This window comes from Streptomyces sp. NPDC003077 (assembly GCF_040611095.1).
Lineage (GTDB): Bacteria > Actinomycetota > Actinomycetes > Streptomycetales > Streptomycetaceae > Streptomyces.
Genome location: NZ_JBEXNM010000053.1, coordinates 22,188 through 44,092 on the forward strand (window position 1 = coordinate 22,188; position 21,905 = coordinate 44,092).

Genomic DNA, 21,905 nt, shown 5'->3' on the forward strand with positions numbered 1-21,905 from the left:
ACCGGTGGAGTTCGACGTCACTATCGAGATTCCGAAGGGGTCGCGGAACAAGTACGAGGTCGACCACGAGACCGGTCGTATCCGTCTGGACCGCCGCCTGTTCACCTCGACCAGCTACCCGGCCGACTACGGCTTCGTCGAGAACACCCTCGGCGAGGACGGCGACCCGCTGGACGCGCTGGTCATCCTGGACGAGCCGACGTTCCCCGGCTGCCTCATCAAGTGCCGCGCCATCGGCATGTTCCGCATGACGGACGAGGCCGGCGGCGACGACAAGCTGCTGTGCGTCCCCGCCTCCGACCCGCGCGTGGAGCACCTGCGGGACATCCACCACGTGTCCGAGTTCGACCGCCTGGAGATCCAGCACTTCTTCGAGGTCTACAAGGACCTGGAGCCCGGCAAGTCGGTCGAGGGCGCCGACTGGGTCGGCCGCGCCGAGGCCGAGGCCGAGATCGAGGCCTCCTTCAAGCGCCTGGAGGCGCAGGGCGGCGCCCACTGAGCGACGCGCTCACGGCCGCGCCGCTCCCGTAGGGCGGGATGCGGCCGGTAGCGCGTCAGCGGGCCTCGTACGGCCGTACGAGCGTCCGCAGCGCACCTGGCACGCGGCGACGGGCGGCACCCCTGGGAAAGGGGGTGCCGCCCGTCGGCGTTCGCGGGGCCGTCGCGCTCGTCGGCGTTCGCAGAGGCCGCCGTGCTCGTCGGCGTTCGCAGGGTCCGCCGTGCTCGTCGGCGTTCGCGGGGCTCAGAACGCGCGCGTCGGTCGGCCCGCCCTCAGAACCCCCGCGTCCGCTTCGCCGCCTTCCGGAAGAAGAAGACCGAGCCTCCCGTCGGGGCCCGCATGAACAGCCGGGCCACCTCGCCACCGAGGTTCACGCCGACGGCGATCGCCAGCGCCAGGGAGGCGGCGCGGATGATCGCCGCGATGCCGGCGTCCATGTTGCCCTGCGCGAAGTTCAGCAGGCCGAAGTACGTGGCGCTGCCGGGGAGCAGCGGGCCGATGGCGGCGGTGACGTACGGGAGCGCCGAGGCGTACCGGTACCGGGACAGCAGCTGGCCGAACAGGCCCACCACCCCGGCCGCGATGGCGGTCGCGGGCACCGGGTGGACCTCGGCGGTGTAGGCGAGCACGCCGTAGACGACCCAGGCGACCCCGGCGTTGACCGTCGCGTACAGCACGGTGTGACGTTCCTGCTGGAGCAGTACGCAGAACGCCAGGGCGAGCAGCATCGAGGCGATGATCTGCACCACCGGCTCGTTGAAGCGCGCCGGGGCCTGCTCCGGGTTGAGGTACTGCGGGTTCAGCCGGAGCCCGAAGTAGAGCACCGACAGGACGCCGATCACGATGCCGACGATCAGGTAGACGACTTCCAGGAGTCTGGCCGCCGCGGTGATGTAGTAGCCCGTCAGGCCGTCCTGCACCCCGGCCACCAGCGCCCGCCCCGGGATCAGCGCGAACAGCCCACCGGTGATCACCGCGGACGCCTGCACGTGCGCGTGCGTGGAGCTGAGCGCCACGCCCATGGCGGCCGGCGGCATCGCCGCGACCACGAACTGGTAGAACTCCGGCAGCCCGCGCGCCGACGCCAGCCACGCCAGCCGGTCGCCGAGCATCGAGCCCACCGCCGCCGCCAGGAAGACCACCAGGCCACCGCCCACCAGCATGCTCGCCGCGCCGGACAGCAGCCCGGAGGCCAGCGTCAGCGCCCAGCTCGGGTAGGGGTGCCGGTTGCGGCGGATCTCCGCGAGCCCGCGGTAGACCTCCTCCAGGGTGATGTTGCCGTCCGAGGTGATCCGGTCGACGAGCCGGAAGACGGCGGCCAGCCGGGTGTAGTCCACGCCCCGGCGGCGCACCGTGCGGCTGGCCATCACCGGGTCGTCGGTCAGCGACGGCTGGTAGGAGATGGACAGCAGCGTGAACGTGACCGTCGGCTCCACCCGCTCCAGCCCGAACGCGTGCGCCACGCCGAACATCGCCGCCTCGACGTCCTCGGCGTTCTCCCCGCCCGCGAGCAGGATCTCGCCGATCCGCAGCGTGATGTCCAGGACGCGCGGCACCGCCGGCCCGGCGTCCTCGGTCCGCTCCACCCGCTCCGGCACCGGCCGCTCGCTGACGGGCATCCGCAGCATCGTGCGCATCCGGTCCTGCCAGGGCGCCTCCTTGGTGAGGCTGATGACGGGGATGCCCTGGGGCGGCGTGATCGCCGGGAAGTCGTACGGGACCGGCGCGGGCGGCAGCGGGTGCTGGCCCGTGGTGCTGCCCGGCGGCACGAACGCCGACCCCTCCGGCTCGGTGGACTGCGTCTCGGCGCGCATCCCCGGCGGGAGCGCGAACTCGGACGTGGGGCTGTCGTCCTCCGGGACCGGCGGCAGCGGCACGCCCAGGGGCGGGGTGAAGGCGCTGCGGGCCTCGTCCTGCAACGGCTTGCGGTCCTCGGGGACGCTGCCGCCGGGGTCGCCGTTGCCGTTCTTGGCGGTGCCGTTCTTGGGCTGGGCCTGGCCGTTTCCGTTCCGGGGCTGGGCCTTGGACTGGCCGTTTCCGTTCCGGGGCTGGGCCTGGCCGTTTCCGTTTCTGGACGACTGACCGTTGCCGTTACGGGAGGCGCCGTTGCCGTTTCTGACGGCACCGCTGCCGTTCTTGGTGCCGCCGTTGCCATTTCTGGCGCTTTCGACACCATTCCTGGCGTTTCTGACGTTTCTGGCGCTTCTCGCGCTGCCATCGCGCGGCCGGGCGTGGGGGGCACCGGACGCACCGCCGCCGCCGTTCACCCGGCGCCCGCCGTTCACGCGCCCGTTTCTGCCACCGCCGTTTTTGCCACCGCCGTTGTCGCCACCGTCGTTGTCGCCACTGCCCTTGCCACCACTGCCGTTGTTGCCGCTGCTGCCGTTCATACCGCTCGTGCCGTTGGTCCGGTGCTGGTCACCCTCAGGGTCCGACGCCACGTCATCGCTCCTCGTACCCGTTCTGCCGACCGTCACAGACACGATGCCTGATGGACGCAACGGGCGCGCGGGGCAGGGGTGACCAATGGGACGCCGAGGGTTTGTGCACTCTTCACCAGCGGCAATGCCGCGGGAAGCGGGTGCCGGGGGTCACGGCGGCGCAGCCGGGCGGGGGTGGCGGCCCCCGGCGGCCGGTGCGGGCTTGGCGGGCGGTAAGGGCAGCCGGGGCGGGCCGTGCGGGCGCCCGGCGAACGCCGCCGCGCCCGCCCCGCCCGGCACTCGGCCTGCTCAGCGCTTGGCGTGCCGCCCGCGCCCGCCGTTCTGCTGCCGCGGCGGCTGCCGGCCGTCGACCGGGCCCCACGGCTGCTCCGCCGCCGCGGCCCGCTTGGCCTTGCCGCGCGCGCGCAGGAACTCGATAACGATCGGAACGACCGAAATCAGTACGATCCCGATCAGGATCGCCTCGATGTTCTTGTGGACGAACTCGACCTTGCCGAGCGAGGCGCCCAGCAGGGTGACGCCCGCGCCCCAGATCACGCCGCCGACGACGTTGAAGATCAGGAAGGACCGGTAGTTCATCCGGCTCACGCCCGCGATGATGGGCGTGAAGGTCCGCACGATCGGGACGAAGCGGGCGAGGATCAGCGACTTCGGCCCGTATTTCTCGAAGAAGTCGTGGGCCTTCTCCACGTTCTCCTGCTTGAACAGCTTGGAGTCCGGGCGTTTGAACAGCGCCGGTCCGACCTTGCGGCCGAAGAGGTAACCGGTCTGGTCACCGAGGATCGCGGCGACCACGATCAACGTGCACACCAGCGCCAGCGGCTTGTCGATCTTGTTCGTGGTCACCAGCAGGCCGGTGGTGAACAGCAGTGCGTCGCCCGGCAGGAAGAAGCCGATGAGCAGGCCGGACTCCGCGAAGACGATGACCAGCACGCCGATCAGGCCGAAAGTCGCGATCAAGTAGTCCGGGTCCAGCCACTGGGGGCCGAGCGCGAGAGTATTCACGGGGTGAAGGCTCCTGGGTCGAGGGCGCCGGATCGTGCGGGGGGCGACGGGACAGGCGCGGTATGCGGCCCAAAGCTATCAACGCCCGATGAAGCCCCCGGGTTCCAGCCGCGCTCCGGCCCACCGCCCACCCGGGTCGCGCGGGGCCGGAGCGACGGACGGGACCCGCGCCCGTCACCAGGCCTCCGCCGCGCAACGGGCCCCGTCGCCCCCTCTCGCCCGGGAAACCGCACCTCGCCAACCGGACGAGCGGTGCGCCTCACCCGTTCGGGACAAACGCCGCGCCTCACACGTTCCGAACGGCGTTCGCGAGGATCGCGTCCCTGATGTACGCCGCCAGCCCCGGCTTGACCGCGTCGTACGTGGCCGTGAACCGCGGGTCCGCGACGTACATCTCGGCCAGACCGGTGTGCGCCTCGTACGTGCAGGTGAAGTGGTGGCCGTTGATCCACTGCCGGTGCCGCTCGGCGAGGTCCATCACCGCCTCGGAGTCCGGCGCCGCACCGGCTCCCATTGCGGTGGCGAACGCCTCGTTCAGCGCGTCCATCTCCTCCCGGAGGCGCAGCCAGTCTTCCTTCGTGTACGAGGCGGCGTGCCGCTGCGACTCCGCGTACGCCTCCGTGCCGCCCCAGCGGCGCTCGACCTCCTCCGTGTACGCGTCCGGGTCGAAGTCACCGAAGACCTCGAACTTCTCCTCCGGCGTGAGATTGATTCCCATCCTGTTCGCCTCCATCGCGCGTCGAACGGCGGCGGCCATCTCCCGCAGCCGGGTGATCCGTGCGAGCAGCAGCTCGTGCCGGCGCCGTAGGTGTTCGTGCGGGTCCGCGTCGGGGTCGTTCAAGAGGACCGCGACCTCGTCGAGCGGGAAGCCGAGCTCCCGGTAGAAGAGGATGCGCTGCAACCGGTCGAGGTCGGCGTCGCTGTAGCGCCGGTGGCCGGCGTGCGTGCGCTCACTGGGCCTGAGCAGGCCGATCTCGTCGTAATGGTGCAGCGTCCGCACGGTGATACCGGCCAGGTCCGCGACCCGTCCCACGGCGTATCCCACGTCCCGCACCTCCTTCCGTCCGGTCCTGCGGTCGACCCGTCGTCGTCCCGCTCCCCACCTTCGGACCTCACGCCGCGTGAGGTGCAAGTCCACACCGCGGAAAGCAGATGAGGCGGATGAGGCGGGAGTGGCATCCTGCGCCCATGCTGGGGATAACTGATCTCTCGACCTATCTCGTGGGCGTCGCCCTGATCGTCCTGCTGCCGGGCCCGAACTCGCTGTACGTCGTCTCGGTCGCGGCCCGCCGCGGGCCCAGGATCGCGTACCGGGCGGCGGCCGGCGTGCTGTGCGGCGACACCATCCTGATGACCCTCTCGGCGGGCGGCGTGGCCTCCCTGCTCCAGACCAGCCCCGTCCTCTTCACGATCGTGAAGTTCGCCGGCGCGGGCTACCTGACCTGGCTGGCGATCGGCATGCTGCGCGGCGCCTGGTCCCTGTGGCGCTCCCACGGCGCCCGGAAGGCGGCCCGCGCGGCCGAGGCATCAGACCCTGCGGACGCGTCTCTCGCTTCCGCTCCGCCCGCGCCCAAGGCCGAGCGCCCCTACCGCCGCGCCCTGGTCATCAGCCTTCTGAACCCGAAGGCGATCCTTTTCTTCATCTCCTTCTTCGTCCAGTTCGTCGACCCGTCCTACGCCCACCCCGTCCTGTCCTTCGTCACCCTCGGCGCCTGGGCGCAGCTCTTCAGCTTCACCTACCTCTCCGTCCTGATCTTCTCCGGCACCTACCTGGCCGCCACCTTCCGCAAGCGCAAGCGCCTCACGGCGGGGCTGTCGGCGGGGGCCGGCGCGGCGTTCCTGGGGTTCGCGGCGAAGTTGTCGCTGGCGAGCGCGGGGTGAGGCGGTGGGCGGCGCCAGACGGGGCCGCCCACCATGTATGGGGACGCGTCAGCGACCGCCCCGGAAGACGGGCACCGGCCGGTGCGGAGAGTCCAGCCACACGCTCTGCCGCCCGTCGGACGCCACCGTCACGCCGAAGCGCTCCGGGCCGGGCCTGCCTCCGGCGCACCACCACCGCCAGGCCGCCTCGACTTCGTCCCACAGGCGGCGGGGGCCGTGCTGCCAGACGGTGAACCGTTCGGCGCCCTCTCCCGCGCGGTCGACGGCGGCCCAGGCCGTGGCGTCCGTGGTCGCCAGCCAGAGCCGGGAGGCGACCCCGTCCACGTCCGGGCCCTCGTGCCACGCGTGCCAGACGTCCCGCAGCAGCAGCCCCAGGGCGAACCGGGCGGCCCAGTCCTTCCCCGCCACCGTCCACGGGGACAGCCGGGTGCCGGACTCGTCGGGGACCTGCGCGTCGCGCACCACGTCCCGGTAGATCCGCAGGTCGGTGCGCTGATTTCGCATCAGCATGAACGCCGAATGCGGCGCGAACCGGCCGATCGCCGTCCCCCGGGTGCCGACGGTCAGCCTCAGCAGCCCGTAACAGCACCACGGGCTCTCCCACGGAACGAGGATCACGCCACCCGGCCGCGTCTGCTCCACCCAGGCACCCGGCACCTCCCGTACCGAGCACGTGGCGGCGATCCGGTCGTACGGCGCGTCCGCCGCGTACCCGGCCGCTCCGTCACCGTTGACCACGCGCGGCGCCAGCCCCACGCCCTTGAGACCGATCGCCGCCCGCAGGGCCAGGGCGGAATCCACCTCGATCGTGGTGACCCGCTCGCTCCCCAGCCGATGGGCCAGGAGCCCCGCGTTCCACCCGGTCCCGGTGCCCACCTCCAGCACCCGGTCGCCGTCCGCCACGTCCAGCATCGCCAGCATCCGGAAGACGATCGACGGCGCCGACGCCGACGAGGACGGCCACAGCTCACCGCCCGGCTCCCGACCGTCGTTGACCTGCGTGACGACCGGCCCGTCCGCATAGGCGGCACGCAACCAGCCCTCCGGATCCGCACCCCGTTCGCAGACCACGAGGTCGTCCCCGACCCACACCGTGTCCGGCAGAAAAACGTGCCGGGGCACCGCCCAGAAGGCTTCCTCCCACTCCGGAGCCGGTGCCACCCCTTCACCGAGCCTGCCGAGCAGGCCGCGCATGGCGGCCCGCTCGACACCTCCCATGGTGCTCGTCATCGACCGAGCCGACCTACTTCCCGTGCTTCGGGGGCTGCTTGGGCTGCGCGGTGTCCGAGGACGGCTTCGATGTCCCGGGGTCCTTGCCGCCGGAGTGCTTCCCGTCGTCCCCACTGCCGCCCTTGCCGGTTCCCCATCCCATGAGCGTTCTCCTTTTCCTGTGCGTGTCGATGCGATGACGGGCTCCGTTTTCGTACGCACACCCGATTTCGGACCGCCGCCGCGCCTTCTCGTTTCGATGGCCTCGGCAACGTCAAGGAAACAGGGGCGAGTTCGAAGACTCCACGGCATCCTTGCGGCAGTCTTGTGGCATAGCCGGTGCACGGGCTGAATTGCCCACTGGTGCGGCGGAGCAAGAGAGGGGCTGACGGTGGGCCTTGCCCGGCGACGAAAGTTCTTGGGGTTCAGTCAGGAGACGTTCGCCGAGGCAGTGGGCGTCAACCGAACGACGGTGGCCCGCTGGGAGAGCGGGAAGTATGAGCCTCAGCCGCCGCTACGACAGAAACTGGCCGCCGTTCTACAAGTCGACCTGCATGAACTGGACGCTCTCGTCGTCCAGGCTCGGGGCTCTCGCCAGGCTCCCCCGGCCACTTCGTCCCTCGTCAGCCACACCCCATTGGACAGCGATGACATGATCCGCCGGGAATTCCTGCGCGCCATAGCGGTGAGCGGAGCGCTACCCAGCCCATCCTCCGATACAGCCGAAATGTTCGACGCGACCGGTGCCCGCGGCTCTGCCGCCGATTTCCTGTGCATGAACATCCACCTCTGGCACGTCTATCGCCGGGCTCGCACGAAGACAGCGGTACGGCCGGTCGTGTGCGAACAGCTGAACGCACTGACCCATGCTGTGCACCACCGCTCCGGCAGTGACGTGCCCGTACTCTGCGGCGCTGCGGGCGATCTCTTCCAGCTCGCGGGGGAATTGGCTTTTGACAGCAACCGCTACGCCGATGCCGCCGCGTCGTACGCTTTGGCCGCATCGGCAAGCAAGGAGGCGAGGGCATTCGATCTGTGGGCATGCGCTCTGGTTCGTTACGCGTACGTCGATCTGCACGAGCGGCGATTCGGCAGGGCCACCGACCTCTTGTCAGCCGCCGAAAGGATCGCCAACCGAGGAGACCGCTCACTTCCGACGCGCTTCTGGATCGCCTCCGTGCAGGCCCAGGCCCACGCCGGCGCTGGTGACGTTCCGGCGTGCGAGCGCGCTCTTGAGGCGGCAGAGAACGTGTCACAACTGCCAGAGCCCAACCACCGCGATGACTGGCTCCGCTTCGACGGTTCCCGCCTGCCCGAGGAAAGAGGAGCCTGTTACGTGAAGCTTGGGCACTTGGGACCTGCCGAGGAGGCTCTGCACACGGCGATGAACCGGAACAGCGGAAAACTCGCCACTTCTCAGTCGTATCGCCGTCAGGGCGCCGTTCTCACGGACCTCGCCGCCATCGGAGTCGGCCGCCGCGATTCCGAGCAGGTCATCGCATACGGACGGCAGGCCCTTTCGCTCGCTCGCGAGTCTTCTTCCGGGTATGTCGCACGCAAGCTCTGGGCGCTCCGCGCCGCATTCGGCCCTTTGCCCCCGCATGGCGGCGTGGCAGAACTGGCGAGAGACATCGACGCGCTGGGCAAGACGACATGAAGGAGTGGACATGCCACACACCGAAGGCGCCCGATTCTTCCGGGAAGCTTGGATCAGCGGTGTCCGGGCCCATTTCCCCGGTGAACCGAAAGCCGGTTATGTGGCCCCTTGGGACGTCACCCCGGAGTGGGAACGTCAGGCCGCCGGCTCCGTGTACGAGCAGGTGCGTCACTTTCTGGAACTCAGCGGCGGACACGCGTCACGGCTGACGCGTGAGCAGAAAGGCCGCTTCGTAGCGACCTGCTGGTCAGCCCAGATGTTCCTGCATTTCACCGATCCGAAGCCCGCGTACGTAGCGGACTGGCCGGACCTGCCGGAGTGGCAGCAGGAGACGGACTCCGACATTTTCGAAGCCATCGAGAAGGTGGTGCGGTGAGGGAGTGTTCCACCGGCCGGGGCTGAGGGGCGATCCCCCGCGATCGACGCGCGTGGCAGGTGCGCGAAACCCACCCCGTTACCTCACGTTTTCCTCGACTCACCGACACAGCTCAGGAACTACGGAAACCTGCTGGACCGCATGAAGGCCAAGGCCCTGCCGGTCAGCGAATCCCGCGCGTACATTCATTCCATCGCCAAGCAATTGTGAGGAACCACAGATGTCGCAGAACCATTGGCAGATCTCGTCCGCGTGCCAGGTCGGCAATTCCTGCGTCGGCGTGCGCCGCGACGGGGACAAGCTTCAGATGCGGGAAAGCGACCAGCCGACGGAGGTCGTCACTTTGGCTCCGGGCGCACTGAAAGCGCTCGTCATCGGCGTGAAGGACGGCCGGTTCGATCATCTGGCCTGAGCGGGGCGACGGCACCCGCCATCCGCACCCGCCCCACACCAGGTGAGGGCCCCGAACGCTCACCCCTTCACACACACCACCTGCTTCAGCTTCGCCACCACGCGGACCAGATCCCGCTGCTGGTCGATGACCTGCTCGATCGGCTTGTAGGCGCCGGGGATCTCGTCCACCACGCCCGCGTCCTTGCGGCATTCCACGCCACGGGTCTGCTCTTCCAGGTCGCGTGTGGAGAACCGCTTCTTCGCCGCGTTGCGGCTCATCTTGCGGCCGGCGCCGTGGGAGGCGGAGTTGAAGGACGCCTCGTTGCCGAGGCCCTGGACGATGTAGGAGCCGGTGCCCATGGAGCCGGGGATGATGCCGTAGTCGCCGGCGCCGGCGCGGATCGCGCCCTTGCGGGTGACGAGCAGGTCCATGCCGTCGTACCGCTCCTCGGCCACGTAGTTGTGGTGGCAGGAGATGACCTGCTCGAAGGTGGGGCGGGCCTTCTTGAATTCCTTGCGGACGACGTCCTGGAAGAGGGCCATCATGATGGCGCGGTTGTACTTGGCGTATTCCTGCGCCCAGAACAGGTCGTGCCGGTACGCCTCCATCTGCGGGGTGTCCGCGATGAAGACGGCCAGGTCGCGGTCGACCAGGTTCTGGTTGTGGGGCAGCTTCTGGGCCTGGCCGATGTGGTGTTCGGCCAGTTCCTTGCCGATGTTGCGGGAGCCGGAGTGCAGCATCAGCCAGACCGAGCCGGACTCGTCCAGACAGAATTCGATGAAGTGGTTGCCGCCGCCGAGCGAACCCATCTGCTTGGTGGCCCGGTCGTGGCGGAACTTGACCGCTTCGGCGACCCCGTCGAAGCGCGTCCACAGGTCGTCCCACCCCTTGGTGGGGAAGCCGTGCAGCGCGCCAGGGCTGACCATCTCCTCGTGCATCGCGCGGCCCACCGGGATCGCCGCCTCGATCCGGGAGCGCAGGCGCGAGAGGTCGCCGGGGAGGTCGTTGGCGGTCAGGGAGGTCTTGACGGCGCTCATGCCACAGCCGATGTCGACGCCGACCGCCGCCGGGCACACCGCGCCTTGCATGGCGATCACCGAGCCGACCGTCGCGCCCTTGCCGTAGTGGACGTCGGGCATGACGGCCAGGCCCTTGATCCACGGCAGCGTGGCGACGTTGCGGAGCTGCTGCATGGCGACGCCCTCGACCGTGGCCGGGTCCGTCCACATCCGGATCGGGACCTGGGCGCCCGGTACCTCGGTGTACGACATAGCTATCTCGTTCCCCCGAAAAGAATAAGAAAAGAAAAAATGCGGCAATACGCCCGATCCGGGACATCGGACCAGCGTGTGCGGCAGTACGTGCGGTAGACATTGTGTCCACCGGCTGCCTCACGGCGGCAACCAGATTTCCTACGGAAGGAGCCCGGTACGGTGCAGCGAAGGTCGTTCGTCCCCCGTGCCGCCCTGGTGACCGCCGCGCTCGCCGTGGCGCTCACCGCCTGTACCAGCGGCTCCGGCTCCGAGGGCGCCGACGCGGACCACAAGAGCGGTGAGGCCGGCGCCCCCGCCCAGACCGCCGCGCCCGGCAGGTACCAGTCGCTCCCCGAGCCCTGCGGGCTGCCCGACCAAGGCACGCTGCGCGCCATGCTGCCCGGGGACACCCCCGACCCCTCGCCCAGCGCGGACCAGAGCGCCGCCCCCGAGACCGAGAAGGTCTACGAGGGCAAGGCCGACGTCACCTACGACACCGACCGCCGGGTCGGCTGCCGCTGGACGCGCGAGACCTCGCAGGGCACCCGGCACCTGACCGTCGACTTCCACCGCGTCGTCTCGTACGACCCCTCCGTCAGCGACGAGGCCAAGGCGCAGGAGGTCTACAGCAAGAAGGAACTGGCCGCCGGCATCCCGTCCGGCTCGGCCGCTCCCCCCTCCCCCACCGCGTCTCCGGACGAGGACAAGGGCGGCAAGAAGGACGAGGACGGGGACGGCGGGGCCAAGCCGCAGGGCGGCGCCGATGCCGCCACCCAAAAGCCCGGCACGGACGGCACGGACGACGACGCCACGGCGGGCAAGGGTGACGACAAGCCGTCGCCGAGCGCCTCCACCGGCGCGCAACCCGGCGCGAGCAGCACACCGGACGCCCCCACCGGCCCACGCGTCCTGGAGGACCTCGGCAACGCCGCCTACCTCGACGACGAGCTGGTCACCACGGACTCCGGGGTGCACCGGGACATCACCGTCGTCCTGCGGTCCTCCAACGTCATCGTGACGATCACGTACGACCAGTGGTCCGCGGACAAGAGGAACCTCCCCGCGAGCCGGGAGCTCCAGGAGAAGGCCCAGGAACTGGCCCAGGAGCTGGTCGACCGGATCAGCGAGTAACGCCCTGGTCCGGTGAGCTGATCGCCCGGCGCGTATCAGGACGCGTCGGACACCGTCCCCCACCGGCCGCGTACCGTGCCCCCGACCGGCACGCACCGCTCCGCCCCCTGGGGCCCGGCCCCCGTCCGGCCCCACCCGACGAAGAACAGCGAAGGAACCATGCCCCGTTCAGCCAAGCGACTCGCCACCCTCCTGACCTGCGCGGCCGTACCGGTGATGCTCGTCGCCGGCTGCTCCAGCTCCGGCGGTGACAAGGACGCCGGCAGCGCCTCCCCGTCCGCGTCAGGATCCGGGTCCGGGTCCGCCTCCTCCGCGCCCAGCGCGCAGCCCAGCTCCGCGCCCACCCTGCCGCCCGCCCGCTTCCAGAAGCTGCCCGACCCGTGCGCGGCGGTGTCCAAGGACACCATCAAGGAGCTGCTGCCCAAGGTGAATGACGAGAAGGGCGAGCCGGGCAAGTCCTCGAACACCAAGGCCCGCGGGTACTGCGCCTGGGACAGCTCCGAGTCCAAGGGCGTGGACGGCACCCAGTACCGCTGGCTGGACATCGGTTTCCAGCGCTACGACTCCACCCCCGGGGTGGGCACCGGCGACGAGCGCGCCAAGGAGTTCCTCACCACGCAGATCGACGGCGCCAAGGCGGTCCCGGGAGCCAAGGACGTCAAGGCCAAGCCGGTGAGCGGCATCGGCGACGAGGCGACCCTGATCACGTACGACCTGAAGAAGGACGGCAGCGACTTCAAGAACCAGACGGTGGTGACCCGCACCGCCAACGTCGTGGTGACCCTGAACTACAACGGCGCGGGCCTGGCCGGCGCCGACACCCCGGACGGGGACGACCTCGCGAAGAAGGCGCAGGACGCGATCAAGGAAGCGGTGGCGGCGGTCGCCAAGTAGGGCGGACACCGGCGCTGACGCCGAGGGCCGGGCCGGGCGGGAAGCCGCTTCGGTCCGGCCCTTGTGCGCTCAGGCCGGTCGGCCGCGCAACTGGGCGGACGCCGAGGGCCGGGCCGGGCGGCGTAGAAACCGCTCTGGCCCGGCCCTTCTCCTGCCGGCCTTTGCCTTTGCTGCGTGCCCGCTGCCGCCGTCCTTCGCTTGCGCGCCCGCTGCGGCTGTCCTTCGCTTGCGCGCCCGCTGCGGCTGTCCTTCGCTTGCGCGCCCGCTGCTGGGCCATCCTTCGCTTGCGCGTCAGGCCCTTCGTCTACGCGCCCCGGGAGCCGTCAGGCCCTTTGCCTACGCGCCCCGGGAGCCGTCAGGCCCTTCGCCTGCGCGCCCCCTGGAGCCTCAGTTCCCTTTCCCGGCCGACGCCGCCCGCTTCTTCCGGCGATCCGCCTCGTCCCAGCCCAGCAGCGCCAGGCCGAGCGCGGCGATCGCCAGATAGACCGCCGGTGAGAGATCCACCCAGTTCGGGAGCACGCCCCAGCCGTTGCCGTCGGTGAATACCTGCCCCAGGAAACCCAGTGCCCCCTGGAGCGCCACGATGAATCCGATGACACCCCTCATGGCTCCACCATGACGCGTGCGGCCCCGGGGATCGTCCTCCCCGGGGCCGACATGGGTGGCGCGGCGCGTCCCACGAAAGTCGCAGTGACGGCGACGGCTCAGGTCACCGACGCGCGCCGGACGCGCGCCCCGGCGCGTATCCCGCGCCGGGACGGCTCCGCGCGAGGGCTCACCGCCGGGACGGCTCCGCGCGGGGGCTCACGCCCCCAGCAGCTTGCGCACCCGCTCGGCGCCCACCGCCAGCAGCAGCGTGGGCAGCCGCGGGCCGGTGTCGCGCCCGACCAGCAGGCGGTACAGCAGCGCGAAGAACGTGCGCTGGGCCACCTTCAGCTCCGGCGTCGGCTTGGCGTCCGGCGTCAGGCCCGCCTGGACCTTCGGGACGCCGTAGACGAGCGCGGTCAGCCCGTCCAGCGACCAGTGCTCGTCCAGGCCGTCCAGCAGCAGCCGCAGCGACTCGCGGCCCTGCTCGTCCAGGGAGGAGAGCAGCTCCGCGTCCGGCTCGTCGCGGACGATCGTGCGCTGGTCGGCGGGGACCTGCGTGGTGACCCAGTAGGCGGCCTTGTCCAGGCGGGGCCGGGTCTCGTCCAGGGAGGTGACCGGGTTCTGCGGGTCCAGCTCGCTCAGGATGCGCAGGGTCTGCTCGTCGTGGCCGCCGGTGATGTCCACGACGGAGGCGAGCGTGCGGTACGGCAGCGGGCGCGCCGTGCGGGGCAGCTCGCCCGCGGCGGTGGTGGTCGCCCGGTTGTACGCGGCGAGGTCGGCCGGCTGCGCCGTGCCGTCCGCGATCTTGCGCTCCAGCGCGTCCCACTCGTCGTAGAGCCGCTGGATCTCCTGGTCGAAGGCGATCTTGAAGGACTGGTTCGGCTTGCGGCGGGCGTACAGCCAGCGCAGCAGCGGCGCCTCCATGATCTTCAGCGCGTCGCCCGGCGTCGGCACGCCGCCCTTGGAGGACGACATCTTCGCCATGCCGCTGATGCCGACGAACGCGTACATCGGCCCGATCGGCTGCGCGCCGTCGAAGACCTCGCGCACGATCTGCCCGCCGACCACGAACGACGAACCCGGCGAGGAGTGGTCCACGCCGGACGGCTCGAAGACCACGCCCTCGTAGGCCCAGCGCATCGGCCAGTCGACCTTCCAGACCAGCTTGCCGTGGTCGAACTCGCGCAGCAGCACCGTCTCCTCGTGCCCGCACGCGGTGCACAGGTAGGACATCTCGGTGCTCTCGTCGTCGTACGAGGTGACCGTGGTCAGGTCCTTCTCGCAGACGGTGCAGTAGGGCTTGTACGGGAAGTAGCCCGCGCCGCCCGCGCTGCCGTCGTCCTCGCTCGCCGCGCCGGAGCCCTCGGCGGCCTCCAGCTCGGCCTCGTCCACCGGCTTCTGCGGCTTCTGGTTGGGCTTCTTGGCGGCGCCGGTGGCCTTGTCCTTGGTGCGGTAGCGGTCCAGGACGGCGTCGATCTCGCCGCGGTGGCGCATCGCGTGCAGGATCTGCTCGCGGTACGCGCCCGAGGTGTACTGGGCGGTCTGGCTGATGCCGCGGTACTCGACGCCCAGCTCGGCCAGCGCCTCTTCCATGGCGGCCTTGAAGTGCTCGGCCCAGTTCGCGTACGAGCTGCCGGGCGGCGCCGGGACCGAGGTCAGCGGCTTGCCGATGTGCTCCGCCCAGGACGGGTCGATGCCGGCCGGGACCTTGCGGTAACGGTCGTAGTCGTCCCAGGACAGGATGTGCACGCACTCGTAACCGCGGCGGCGGATCTCGTCGGCGACCAGGTGCGGGGTCATGACCTCGCGGAGGTTGCCCAGGTGGATCGGACCGGAGGGGCTCAGGCCCGAGGCGCAGACGATCGGTTTGCCGGGGGCGCGGCGCTCCGCCTCGGCAATGACCTCGTCCGCGAACCTGGAGACCCAGTCGGTCTCAGTGCTCTGAGCCACGATCGGCACGTCCTTCTTTCTCGTAAGGCTGGCGACTGCCATTGTCCCAGACGGGCGGGGAGCGCCCCGCGCGCACGGCGGCGCACCGGGCCCGTGGGCCCCGCGCGCTCCGGGCCCACCAGGGTGCCCCGGCGGGTCCGTCCGGCGCACCGGGAAATCCGGCTCCGGTGCGTGGCCCGGCCCACGCGCCCGGAATCCCGCCCCGGCCCGCGATCCGGCCCACGTGCCCGGAATCCGTCCCTGGTCCGTGGCCCGTCCCGCGCACCCGGATTTCGTCCCCGGCCCGCGATCCGCTCCCCATCCCGTCCTCGGCCCGCGACGGTACCGCCGGACGCCGCCGGCGCGCTCGCTGTCCACAGCCGCCCGGCCATCGCCCCCGCCACCCCGGCCACTCACACCGGTGAAGATCGTCCACGGAGCCGTCGGCGTCCGTCCCCCGCTTGTCCACAGCCGAAAAAACGTCTGGCGCTCGCGTGGGAGAATCGTCAGTGCCCTTTAAACCACTCTCCAGGAACGGCACCCAGCCCATGCCAGAAGCAGCCTCGGTCCCTTCCCTCGCAGCCACGGTCAACCAGCGCGTCGCGGACGCCCTCACGGCAGCCCTGCCGGAGGCCGGCGCCGCCGACCCGCTGCTGCGACGCAGCGACCGGGCCGACTTCCAGGCCAACGGCCTGCTGGCGCTCGCCAAGAAGCTCAAGGGCAACCCGCGTGAGCTGGCCGCCAAGGTCGTCGACGGCATCGGCACGGGCGACGTGATCAAGGACGTCGAGGTCTCCGGCCCCGGCTTCCTGAACATCACGGTTTCCGACGAGGCCATCGTGCGGAACCTCGCCGCCCGCGCCGCCGACGAGCGGCTCGGTGTGCCCTACGCGGAGAAGCCCGGCACCACCGTCATCGACTACGCCCAGCCCAACGTGGCCAAGGAGATGCACGTCGGCCACCTGCGCTCGGCGGTGATCGGCGCGGCGATGACGGAGATCCTGGAGTTCACCGGCGAGAAGGTGATCCGCCGCCACCACATCGGCGACTGGGGCACCCAGTTCGGCATGCTCATCCAGTACCTCATCGAGCACCCGCACGAGCTCGACCACCAGGACGAGGGCACCGTCTCCGGCGAGGAGGCGATGTCCAACCTGAACCGCCTCTACAAGGCCTCCCGCGCCCTGTTCGACTCCGACGAGGAGTTCAAGGAGCGCGCCCGCCGCCGGGTGGTGGACCTCCAGGCCGGGGACGAGCAGACGCTCGCCCTGTGGCAGCGGTTCGTGGACGAGTCGAAGATCTACTTCTACTCGGTCTTCGGCAAGCTCGACATGGAGATCCGGGACGAGGACGTGGTCGGCGAGTCCGGCTACAACGCCATGCTGGAGGAGACCTGCCGGCTGCTGGAGGAGTCCGGCGTCGCGGTCCGCTCCGAGGGCGCGCTCTGCGTCTTCTTCGACGACGTCAAGGGCCCGGACGGCAACCTCGTCCCCCTGATCGTCAAGAAGTCCAACGGCGGTTACGGCTACGCGGCCACCGACCTTTCGGCGATCCGCAACCGGGTTCAGGAGCTGGGCGCCGACACGCTGCTCTACGTCGTGGACGCCCGCCAGTCCCTGCACTTCCGGATGGTCTTCGAGACCGCCCGCCGGGCCGGCTGGCTGCACGACGGCGTCAAGGCCGTCCAGCTCGCCTTCGGCACGGTCCTCGGCAAGGACGGCAAGCCGTTCAAGACCCGTGAGGGCGAGACGGTCCGGCTGGTGGACCTGCTGGACGAGGCGGTGGAGCGCGCCACCTCCGTCGTCCGGGAGAAGAGCGAGAAGATCGGCCTGTCCGAGCAGGAGATCGAGGACAACGGCGCGTACGTCGGCATCGGTGCCGTGAAGTACGCGGACCTGTCCACCTCCGCCTCGCGGGACTACAAGTTCGACCTCGACCAGATGGTGTCCCTGAACGGCGACACCTCGGTCTACCTCCAGTACGCGTACGCCCGTAACCGCTCGATCCTGCGCAAGGCGGGCGACGCGCGGCCGGTCGCGCACCCGGAGCTGCCGCTGGCCGAGGCCGAGCGGGCGCTGGGCCTGCACCTGGACGAGTTCGCGCAGACGCTGGCCGACGTCGCCGAGACCTACGAGCCGCACAAGCTGACCGCGTACCTCTACCAGCTCGCCTCCCTGTACACGACCTTCTTCGACCAGTGCCCGGTCCTGAAGGCCGAGGGCGGCGCGGATCAGGTGGAGAACCGCCTCTTCCTGTGCGACCTGACGGCGCGCACGCTGCGGCAGGGCATGGCGCTGCTGGGCATCCGCACGCCCGAGCGGCTCTGATCGCGGGGTCCGTCCGTCCCACGGGCGGGCCCATGGCCGACAGGGGCCCCGTCGTCCGCCGTGAGGTGGTCGGCGGGGCTTTGCCATACCGGATACCGGTTTCTGGGGCGGGGGCCCGCGTTCGGGAGGCAGCGATCGGTGGCGGGGGGCGGCGTTCCCCCTACGGGTCCCGCACTCGGCTTGACCTTGCCCCCAAGGGCAAGGTTTAGCGTTCTGCGAGGTGAGAGGCATGCGGATCGGCGAACTGGCCCGTCGGGCGGGCGTGACGACCAAAGCGGTGCGGTACTACGAATCGCTGGGGCTGCTCAGGCCCGAGCGGCTGCCCAACGGCTACCGGGACTACGACGAGCACGACGTCCGGCTGACCCAGGAGATCCGGGCGCTCGGCAGCCTCGGCATCCCCGTCGAACGCACCCGGCCGTTCCTGGACTGCCTTACGGCCGGGCACCGGCACGCCGACGACTGCCCGGCCTCGCTGGCCGGGTACCGGGGCGCGATCGACGAGCTCACGCAGCGGATCGAGGGCCTCACCGCCCGCCGGGCGGTGCTGCTCGCGCACCTCCGGGAGGCCGCTCACCGCAACAGCCGCGTGCCAGCGGCCGACGAGGGAGAGGACCCGATGACCGACTACACCAGCCTGCCCGCCGACCTGCCCGTCCCCGAGGACGACGGCGCCGCCGCCCACCTGCCCGGCACGGACCTGCCGCCCCTCGGACTCCGGAGCACCGACGGCACGACCGTCCGCCTCGACGCGCTCGGCGCGGGCCGCACGGTGATCTACGTCTACCCGCTCACCGGCCGCCCGGGCACCGACCTGCCCGACGGCTGGGACGCGATCCCCGGCGCGCGCGGCTGCACCCCCGAGGCGTGCGGCTTCCGCGACCACCACCAGGACCTGCTCGCCGCCGGCGCCACCGGCGTGTTCGGGCTCTCCAGCCAGGACACCGACTACCAGCGCGAGGTCGTCGAACGGCTCCACCTGCCGTTCCACATGCTCTCCGACCCCACGCGGAGCCTGGGCCGGGCGCTCGGCCTGCCCACGTTCGAGGCCGGCGGGCTGACGCTCTACAAGCGGCTGACCCTCATCGTCCGCGACGGCGTGATCGAGCACGTCTTCTACCCGGTCTTCCCGCCGAACGAGCACGCCGGCCAGGTTCTGGCCTGGCTCCGGGACAACCCTCGGTAAGGCTCTGGGACAACTCTCGTCGGCCGCCGCCGACAAGGCTCCGGAACAGCCCTCGGTGACCGCCGCCGACAAGACTCCGGACAGCCCTCGGTGACCGCCGCCGATCGGCGTCACGAGCCGTCGGAAGTGCTTCAGCCCTCCTGGCGCGCCTCCCATACCTCGATGTCCGGCCGGTAGTAGTAGGTCGGCTTGCCCTTCATGGCGCTGGTGCGGAACGGCCGTCCCCGGTCGTCCAGCCGCAGCGTGCCGTGCCGGTCGCCGCTGCTCCACTCCAGTTCCAGGTACCAGCTCACGTTGTGCGCGAGCGCGTGCGCGTCGATGTTCAGCACCTGGGGGTCGGACGCCGAGACCTTGAAGGGGAAGTCCGTCGCCGGGATCGTCCGGTCGCCCTGGCTGCCCGCGACCGGCCGGGGCAGCGGGTCGGCCGCGTCCAGGTCGACGCCGAACGACGCCGGGATGAGTTCGCCGCCGCAGCCGTCCCCCATCGAGTACGCGCCACTGCCGAACGGCGCCGTGCGCCCGGTCACCCGCACTCGGAGGGCGTGCAGCACGACGGCCTCCTCTCCGGTGCCCTGCACGGTCACCTGGATCCGCAGGTTCCCGCCGGCCACCGCGCCGAGCGCGTTCGCCCAGCCCCGGGTGTCCAGCCCGGGCGGCGGTGGCGGGACCTGGGACGTCGGCTTGTCCAGGAGGTACCAGCGGCCACAAGGGTCACGCCAGTTGTTCATCCGGACATCGGCGGTCAGCGGCACACCTTTTGGAGTGCTGGTGAGACGACCGCCGCCGACGCCGTTTCTTCGCCGATCCGCCGCTTCCCGCTCGGCCTTCGAAGAGGTGGAAGGCGCGGGGGACCCGGTGGCGGAGGGGGTGCTGTCCGCTTTCGCGGCGTGCTCGCCGTGGGTGGCGGACGGGCTGGGGGCCGCGCGCGGTGAGCGGGCAGGGCCGCTGCCGCGCTGCGGCCCGCGCCCGTCCGCGAGCGAGGTGTGGGCCTGCGGCTCCGCGATGACGTGCCGGGTCGGCGTGCCCGCCCCGTGGACGGCGAGCGGAACCACGAGCGCCACGACCGCCGCACCGGCCAGCACGGCCCACAGCTTCTTGTTCCTGCCGGGCTTCCCGGAACGTTCCTTGTCCTTACCGGGCGTCCCGTCGGCGGTGTTCTTCCCGGGCGTCCCGTCGACGACGTTCCCTCCGGGCGTCCCGTCGGCGGCGTTCTCTCCGGGCGTCCCGTCGGCGGCGTTCTCTCCGCGCGTCCTATCGGTGACGTTCTCTCCGGCTGTTCCCCCCGGGGCGTTCTTCCCGACCGTCCCCCCCGGGGCGTTCCTACCCGCCACCCCGCCTGCGACGGAGGCCGCGCCGTTCGGGGACGAGCCGCCGTCACCGCCCGGCCCGGACAACGCCGCGCGCGGGGAGTGTTCCCCGCCCCCTCCCTCGTCCCCGTCCTTCTCCACAACCGTTCCCGTGGCGGACCCCGTGGCGGACCCCTCCACCTCGGACTGATCCGCCTTGGACTGATCCCCCTCGGACCGACCCGCCTCGGACTGCCCCACCGCGGCCTGATCCCCCTCGCCAGGCGCACCCGACCGAAGGGCCTCGTCCTCCCCCGCGCCCCTGGCGCGCCCGCCCGCCCCCACGGCGGCACCCGTGGCGGCACCCGCAGTGGCCTCCGTGGCGCTCCCGCCTCCCTTCCCCCGCCGCCGCTCCGCGTCGGCCAGGAGCCAGCGGCGGTGCAGCGCGACCAGTTCCTCCGGCCGGGCGCCGCAGAGTCGTGCCAGGCGTTCCACCGGGGCGTATTCCACGGGCACCGCGTCGCCGTTGCAGTAGCGGTGCAGCGTGGACGTACTGACGTGCAGCCGCTTGGCCAGCGCGCCGTAGCTGAGCCGCGAGCGCTCCTTCAGCTCGCGGAGGGTTTCCGCGAATTCCTGCGTCCCGGAAGCCGCAGCCACCGTTCCTCCCGTCCCAGGACCGCGTTCCAGGGAAGGTGCGTCTCCCCAGGTCAGCGCCTGTTCGACCGTTCCAGTGTCCCGAAAGACCGGACGGCCGTTGCCGCCGGGACGGTTCCTCCCGCAGCCTGTGATCACCGATCGACCCCGGACAGGGAGCCATCGTGCGGACTCGTCTCCGTTCCCGCCTGGACCTGGTCGACGTCGTGGCCCTGGCCGTACTGGCCGTCTGCGTCACGACGGTCGTGATCCTGCTGCACCGCGCCTGACCAGGCGTCCCGCATCCGGCCCACGCGATCCGCGTCCGTCCCTCAGCCCCACGGCCGTCCCGGCCGTCACACCTTCCGCCGCGGCGCCGCCGAGGGGGGCACACCGCCCCGTGCCCCCCTCGGCACCGTCCCCCACGAACCAGCCCCCCACATCCCTACGTCACTTCTTCGGAGGACCACCATGTACGCGTTCCGTCACCGCACCCGCGCCGTCCGCCTCGCCGCCTCCGGCGCCGTCGTGGCCGCCGCCCTCTCGCTGACCGCCTGCCAGGGCGGCGACGCCAAGGCGCAGCCCGCACCCACCTCGTCCGCGTCCGCCTCCCAGGGCGGTCAGCACACCACCGGCAACCAGCCCGCCTCCCAGAACACCCACACCGCCCCCGCCGAGACCGCCCCCGCGAGCACCACCACCAAGGCGGGCGACACCGGGAAGCACGCCACCCAGGCCCCCGCCTCCCGCGCCCAGGACGTCGCCTGCACCTCCAAGAACACCAAGGTGACCGTCCAGAAGATCAGCCGCCCCATCAACCACCTGCTGCTGACCGTCACCAACACGGGCTCCACCCGCTGCGACGCGTACGCCTACCCGTACCTGCGCTTCGACGAGAACCAGGCCGTCACCCCCGTCGTGGAGGCCAGCCGCCCGCAGGCCGTCGTCAGCCTGAAGCCCGGTCAGTCCGCCTACGCGGGCATCCGCACCAGCTCCGCCTCCGGCGAGGGCGGCAAGGTGCGGCCCGCCTACAAGCTCGCGGTCCTCTTCGCCGACCGCAACGGCCAGGGCGGTTCCGGCTCGCCGGTCGTCCTGACCCTCCCCAAGGACACGCAGATCGACGACTCGGCCGAGGTGACCTACTGGCAGAGCACCCTGGACGACGCCATCAGCTGGTAACCAGTCGCCTTACACGGCGGGCAGCGGACACACGAAG

Annotated in this window: 19 protein-coding genes; 10 read left to right on the plus strand and 9 right to left on the minus strand. The window is 71.1% G+C overall.

The window, feature by feature from the left end:
- The first annotated feature begins 4 nt into the window (after window positions 1-4).
- Window positions 5-499, plus strand: coding sequence for an inorganic diphosphatase (locus tag ABZX96_RS28135; RefSeq protein WP_005314187.1), 495 nt, complete (start codon window positions 5-7; stop codon window positions 497-499).
- Window positions 500-771: 272 nt separating this feature from the next.
- Here ABZX96_RS28135 and ABZX96_RS28140 read toward each other — a convergent pair whose 3' ends face one another.
- The 3 genes from ABZX96_RS28140 to ABZX96_RS28150 form a co-directional block, all read right to left on the minus strand.
- Window positions 772-2,418, minus strand: coding sequence for a threonine/serine exporter family protein (locus ABZX96_RS28140; protein WP_355549825.1), 1,647 nt, complete (start codon window positions 2,416-2,418; stop codon window positions 772-774).
- Between the two features lie 810 nt (window positions 2,419-3,228).
- Window positions 3,229-3,945 (minus strand): VTT domain-containing protein, encoded by a 717-nt coding sequence (locus ABZX96_RS28145; RefSeq protein ID WP_355549773.1) that lies wholly within the window; start codon window positions 3,943-3,945, stop codon window positions 3,229-3,231.
- Between the two features lie 286 nt (window positions 3,946-4,231).
- A complete protein-coding gene (locus tag ABZX96_RS28150) occupies window positions 4,232-4,990 on the minus strand; it encodes a MerR family transcriptional regulator (protein WP_355549774.1) in 759 nt (252 codons plus the stop codon).
- A 143-nt stretch (window positions 4,991-5,133) separates the two neighbouring features.
- Here ABZX96_RS28150 and leuE point away from each other — a divergent pair, with 143 nt between their 5' ends.
- Complete coding sequence (gene leuE / locus ABZX96_RS28155) at window positions 5,134-5,826, plus strand: leucine efflux protein LeuE (RefSeq protein WP_355549775.1); 693 nt, start codon at window positions 5,134-5,136, stop codon at window positions 5,824-5,826.
- 48 nt (window positions 5,827-5,874) lie between these two features.
- Here leuE and ABZX96_RS28160 read toward each other — a convergent pair whose 3' ends face one another.
- Window positions 5,875-7,056 carry a methyltransferase gene (locus tag ABZX96_RS28160; protein ID WP_355549777.1) on the minus strand — a complete coding sequence of 394 codons (1,182 nt, stop codon included), beginning with the start codon at window positions 7,054-7,056 and terminating at the stop codon, window positions 5,875-5,877.
- Between the two features lie 13 nt (window positions 7,057-7,069).
- Window positions 7,070-7,198 carry a hypothetical protein gene (locus ABZX96_RS28165; protein ID WP_355549778.1) on the minus strand — a complete coding sequence of 43 codons (129 nt, stop codon included), beginning with the start codon at window positions 7,196-7,198 and terminating at the stop codon, window positions 7,070-7,072.
- A 228-nt stretch (window positions 7,199-7,426) separates the two neighbouring features.
- Here ABZX96_RS28165 and ABZX96_RS28170 point away from each other — a divergent pair, with 228 nt between their 5' ends.
- From ABZX96_RS28170 to ABZX96_RS28180, 3 genes are all read left to right on the plus strand, one after another.
- A complete protein-coding gene (locus ABZX96_RS28170) occupies window positions 7,427-8,692 on the plus strand; it encodes a helix-turn-helix domain-containing protein (protein ID WP_355549780.1) in 1,266 nt (421 codons plus the stop codon).
- A gap of 10 nt (window positions 8,693-8,702) precedes the next feature.
- On the plus strand, window positions 8,703-9,068 hold the full coding sequence (locus ABZX96_RS28175) for a hypothetical protein (RefSeq protein WP_355549781.1): 366 nt from the start codon (window positions 8,703-8,705) through the stop codon (window positions 9,066-9,068).
- A 220-nt stretch (window positions 9,069-9,288) separates the two neighbouring features.
- Window positions 9,289-9,480, plus strand: a complete 192-nt coding sequence (locus tag ABZX96_RS28180) for a DUF397 domain-containing protein (protein WP_355549783.1) — start codon at window positions 9,289-9,291, stop codon at window positions 9,478-9,480.
- A 59-nt stretch (window positions 9,481-9,539) separates the two neighbouring features.
- On the opposite strand, the gene ABZX96_RS28185 is transcribed toward ABZX96_RS28180, so the two are convergent.
- Entirely contained in the window at window positions 9,540-10,733 is a 1,194-nt protein-coding gene (locus tag ABZX96_RS28185) for an RtcB family protein (protein ID WP_355549784.1), read from the minus strand.
- Between the two features lie 162 nt (window positions 10,734-10,895).
- Here ABZX96_RS28185 and ABZX96_RS28190 point away from each other — a divergent pair, with 162 nt between their 5' ends.
- Both ABZX96_RS28190 and ABZX96_RS28195 read left to right on the plus strand, forming a co-directional pair.
- Window positions 10,896-11,846, plus strand: coding sequence for a hypothetical protein (locus ABZX96_RS28190; protein ID WP_355549786.1), 951 nt, complete (start codon window positions 10,896-10,898; stop codon window positions 11,844-11,846).
- Between the two features lie 159 nt (window positions 11,847-12,005).
- Window positions 12,006-12,740 (plus strand): DUF3558 family protein, encoded by a 735-nt coding sequence (locus ABZX96_RS28195; protein ID WP_355549788.1) that lies wholly within the window; start codon window positions 12,006-12,008, stop codon window positions 12,738-12,740.
- Window positions 12,741-13,127: 387 nt separating this feature from the next.
- On the opposite strand, the gene ABZX96_RS28200 is transcribed toward ABZX96_RS28195, so the two are convergent.
- Together ABZX96_RS28200 and lysS are read right to left on the minus strand one after the other, a co-directional pair.
- Window positions 13,128-13,346, minus strand: a complete 219-nt coding sequence (locus ABZX96_RS28200) for a hypothetical protein (RefSeq protein WP_355549789.1) — start codon at window positions 13,344-13,346, stop codon at window positions 13,128-13,130.
- A gap of 198 nt (window positions 13,347-13,544) precedes the next feature.
- Entirely contained in the window at window positions 13,545-15,281 is a 1,737-nt protein-coding gene (gene lysS / locus ABZX96_RS28205; RefSeq protein WP_355549827.1) for a lysine--tRNA ligase, read from the minus strand.
- Window positions 15,282-15,805: 524 nt separating this feature from the next.
- On the opposite strand from lysS, the gene argS reads away from it, so the two are divergent.
- Together argS and ABZX96_RS28215 are read left to right on the plus strand one after the other, a co-directional pair.
- Window positions 15,806-17,584, plus strand: a complete 1,779-nt coding sequence (argS, locus tag ABZX96_RS28210; protein WP_355549790.1) for an arginine--tRNA ligase — start codon at window positions 15,806-15,808, stop codon at window positions 17,582-17,584.
- A gap of 229 nt (window positions 17,585-17,813) precedes the next feature.
- A complete protein-coding gene (locus ABZX96_RS28215) occupies window positions 17,814-18,770 on the plus strand; it encodes a redoxin family protein (RefSeq protein WP_355549792.1) in 957 nt (318 codons plus the stop codon).
- 131 nt (window positions 18,771-18,901) lie between these two features.
- Here ABZX96_RS28215 and ABZX96_RS28220 read toward each other — a convergent pair whose 3' ends face one another.
- A complete protein-coding gene (locus ABZX96_RS28220; protein WP_355549794.1) occupies window positions 18,902-20,713 on the minus strand; it encodes a helix-turn-helix domain-containing protein in 1,812 nt (603 codons plus the stop codon).
- Between the two features lie 447 nt (window positions 20,714-21,160).
- Between ABZX96_RS28220 and ABZX96_RS28225 the strand changes: the two genes are divergently transcribed.
- Window positions 21,161-21,868: a DUF4232 domain-containing protein gene (locus ABZX96_RS28225; protein WP_355549795.1), complete on the plus strand. Its 708-nt coding sequence runs from the start codon at window positions 21,161-21,163 to the stop codon at window positions 21,866-21,868.
- Window positions 21,869-21,905: the final 37 nt, after the last annotated feature.